A 3,239-nucleotide genomic window follows, 5' to 3' on the forward strand; every position below is an offset into this window, starting at 1 on the left:
CCCTTTCCGTCATCGGTAAAACCGATGACATAGGGAGCCAACTCCGCAATATCGGATAACTCCCCTCTTCCACTCTGATTTTTCGTTAAACTTCCATAAGGATACACGGCAATGCAGGCATCCTCGTGAATTTTATCCATTTCCAAAGTCAAATTCTCTATGGTCGAAGGAGGGGGATTTAGATTCGGCATAGCGCAAACCGCCGTATAGCCTCCATGGGCAGCCGCCCTAGTTCCGCTCTTTATGGTCTCTTTATAAGAAAAACCGGGCTCCCGCAGATGTACATGTACATCCACGAAGCCCGGAACTATTAATTTCCCATCCATGTTATAAACGATGGCACCTTCTTCGTCCATTTTAGAGAATTGAAGAAATAGTTTTCCCTCAGAAATCAAAAGATCAGCCTTTACGATTCCTTCCTTTTTGTAAACAAAGCCATTGCGAAGAACGATTTTATTCACCCTATCCTCCTTTATTCCTATCTCTACGTCCGACAGAGTATAGCAAAATTCCGAAGGTCTTGCAAGGGGAGATTCCGAGTTCCCGGTCTTCCTCTTAAAGGGCTAACCGCTTCTTATCTTCAACAAGTTAAACAGACTTCTACTCGTCCCAGCCCTCCTTAGGCATAAGGAACGCCAGCATGGTCTTCTCTTCTCCTTCTCCCAAAACAATGTCATCCAAATGGGTCTGTCTCGGAAAATCCATAGACTCCTCAGACTCCACTAGCAACCAGTTCACACCGGCATAACGAGCGTCCTCCAAAGCCTCTTCCTTTGTTTTTCCCTCTCCGTAACAATCCTCCAAGTCGATTACATCCACTCTGTAGCCATCTTCTTTTTTTCGAATTACCGCAGGATAATAATATGTCATTCTAACCTCTTTCTATACTGGTGGGGCGTCTCTCCCATAATGCTCTTAAATATCTTGATAAAATTCCCTTGATTATGGAAACCGGTGGCTTTAGCCACATCCAAAACCTTATCCTCTCCACCGGAGAGAATCTCCACCGCCTTTTCTACTCTGTAACGATTAATATATTCCAGTGGGGAAATTCCCACATTGTTTCCAAAAAAACGAGTAAAATACTGCTCATTTAACTGACAAAGGTTTGCCAAATCCCGAATATAAATCTTCTCCGCATAATGCTCACGAATATATTCGATGCTGTTTTTGATAAACAGCACCTGCTTTTCCTCCTCCACCAGACGTCTTTCCGAAATCATCCCCATGCCTTCCATGATGGCAAAGAGTTGTAACAATCTCCCCTTAACCATCATATGATCCGCCAGTCTTTCCAGACGATAGGAATAGCTGCCGGAAACAGATGCCTCCTTCTTCCCATGCTGATGAAACAACTTGTAGATTTCCGAAAAGCCCTGTACCATCTCTAAAAATCCCAAGTGAGATAAACTGATTTCTTTAGGAAAAAAATACTCTTCTTCTCTTAACGCCCTGAAGAAGCCCTGCTCCAGAATATCCTCCTCCGCAAAGCAGAAGTCCTCTAATCGGAAACACAAGGAATGTTCCACGGCCTTCTCCGAAATAGCATACAGGCGATGGATACAGCCCTTGGGAATCAAAAACAGGCATTCCTCTTCGATATGGATTTCTTTCAAATTGAGATAGAGCTGAAAGCTCCCTTCTTGAAAATAAATCAGCTCATAATAGTCATGCCAGTCCGCCTCAACTTTAAGGCTTTCTTCTTTAGTGCTGACACTGGTATAGAGCCTTGGCAGCGGATACTCCCCAGGAATGGAGCTGTGTTTTTTTGTTCTTTGCATAGCACCTCTCCTCTTTTGGAATATCGCAGTTTGCAAGCCGGTAGAATAAAAAAATAAGCAGTTACATTCTACCATAGGGGAAAACTTTCCGCCATAGAAAAGCAGAGTTCTCCATAGTTAAAAAACGAATTCTATAAGCCAAACTCGGAAAGCAAATTTTCTAAATATAACTTATCACCTGCAGCTTTTTTGATGTCCTCCAACCTACCCTTCTCGGCCAGGATTCCCATAAGAAGAGCCATCCTTTGTTTTCCACTCTCAACGCCTTTTTCCATGCCTTTTTCCATGCCTTCTTCAATACCTTCCCGAAATGCTTTTTGTCTGTATTGCTCTAACACTAAATTCATTTTTTGCTCTCCTTTCTTATCCAAGCGCCTTGATTTCAGCAAAGCTACTCTTTTCGATAAAATTTTAGATTGCATTTCCTCAGGATTCTCTCGATGAAAGTCTTTGGCAAGATTCCCTAAGGTATTATCCTGTTTGCAATCTGTATTAAAATATAGGATATGGGAACCATCCTGAAAATCAGCTCCTATTTCCTCTATCTTCCTCTCGATATGATAAAGCTGTTTCTTTGCTTTGAAAATATCCTTATCTGTAATGAATATAATATAGCTTTCAGGCAAATGCGTAAAGTCCTCCCCTTTTCCCAGATAATGAATATCCAATAGCGCGGCATGATATCTGGCTCTTTTCGGCCCGGCATCTTTGGATGTATTTTGAATTTCTATATTATACAAATTCCCCTGATCATCTTCACAAAAGCAATCCAGGAGCAAAGAATGACCGTACAAATTAGGAAGGTCTTTTTGTACATACTGCTTTTTCACTTTTAAACTCTTTTTATTCATTAGAACTTGTAAAACATATTCCGTGCAAGACTTTTCCTCAAATACAAGTCTCATGAAAATATCATCCATTAAAGTGAAAGATTCTATGGTTTTGCGTTTTTCCAAGTCCTCCATATCTTTCTTGTCTGTATGATGAAAGTTTGAGTTTTTAGCTGATTGAGTCATAAAGGGAAGCTCCTTTCTGTGATAGATTTTCAGAAGATGAAAAGAATATAAAGTTAATGATTTTAGATAAATAAATCGTTTAATTAAGATTATCAGAATAAAAATAAGATAGTTAAAATGATGAGAAAAGCTTCTTTCCCTATTATAAAACAAGTATGATAAAATACCTATTATCCACATTCGGATATTATCCATTAACGGATATGAGAGCTGCAATCCAAGCTCGATTTATTCAATAAATCCTTAATTTTTATATATTCAAGGAGACCATTATGCCCATCGGAAAAATCAGTTTATGTGCCACCCCCATCGGCAATTTGGAGGACATCAGCTTTCGGGTGCTTCGCACCCTGAAAGAAGCGGACCTTATCGCCGCTGAGGATACCAGAAACTCCATCAAGCTTTTAAATCATTTTGAGATTAAAACTCCCATGACCGCCTA

The 3,239-nt window shown here is 40.3% G+C and carries 4 protein-coding genes and 1 pseudogene; 1 reads left to right on the forward strand and 4 read right to left on the reverse strand.

Annotation, left to right across the window (positions count from 1 at the left end; all coding sequences use genetic code 11):
- From RYO92_RS11075 to RYO92_RS11090, 4 genes are all read right to left on the reverse strand, one after another.
- On the reverse strand, positions 1–461 hold a 461-nt coding region (locus RYO92_RS11075; RefSeq protein WP_315370415.1), incomplete at its 3' end, for an amidohydrolase family protein.
- A 139-nt stretch (positions 462–600) separates the two neighbouring features.
- Positions 601–870 (reverse strand): type II toxin-antitoxin system HicB family antitoxin, encoded by a 270-nt coding sequence (locus tag RYO92_RS11080; protein ID WP_007156792.1) that lies wholly within the window; start codon positions 868–870, stop codon positions 601–603.
- On the reverse strand, positions 867–1,781 hold the full coding sequence (locus tag RYO92_RS11085) for a helix-turn-helix transcriptional regulator (protein WP_315370416.1): 915 nt from the start codon (positions 1,779–1,781) through the stop codon (positions 867–869). The genes RYO92_RS11080 and RYO92_RS11085 overlap by 4 nt, the downstream gene beginning before the upstream one ends.
- A gap of 131 nt (positions 1,782–1,912) precedes the next feature.
- Positions 1,913–2,797 (reverse strand): Rpn family recombination-promoting nuclease/putative transposase, encoded by an 885-nt coding sequence (locus tag RYO92_RS11090; RefSeq protein WP_315370417.1) that lies wholly within the window; start codon positions 2,795–2,797, stop codon positions 1,913–1,915.
- 272 nt (positions 2,798–3,069) lie between these two features.
- Between RYO92_RS11090 and RYO92_RS11210 the strand changes: the two are divergent.
- A pseudogene (locus tag RYO92_RS11210) lies at positions 3,070–3,239 on the forward strand (16S rRNA (cytidine(1402)-2'-O)-methyltransferase); the annotation flags it as partial.

Source organism: Oribacterium sinus, from assembly GCF_963553175.1.
Classification (GTDB): domain Bacteria; phylum Bacillota; class Clostridia; order Lachnospirales; family Lachnospiraceae; genus Oribacterium; species Oribacterium sinus_B.

Excerpts from the sequence above, each read along its gene's own strand:
- RYO92_RS11080 (WP_007156792.1), bottom strand. The coding sequence starts at position 870 with ATGACATATTATTATCCTGCGGTAATTCGAAAAAAAGAAGATGGCTAC.
- RYO92_RS11085 (WP_315370416.1), bottom strand. The coding sequence starts at position 1,781 with ATGCAAAGAACAAAAAAACACAGCTCCATTCCTGGGGAGTATCCGCTG.
- RYO92_RS11090 (WP_315370417.1), bottom strand. The coding sequence starts at position 2,797 with ATGACTCAATCAGCTAAAAACTCAAACTTTCATCATACAGACAAGAAA.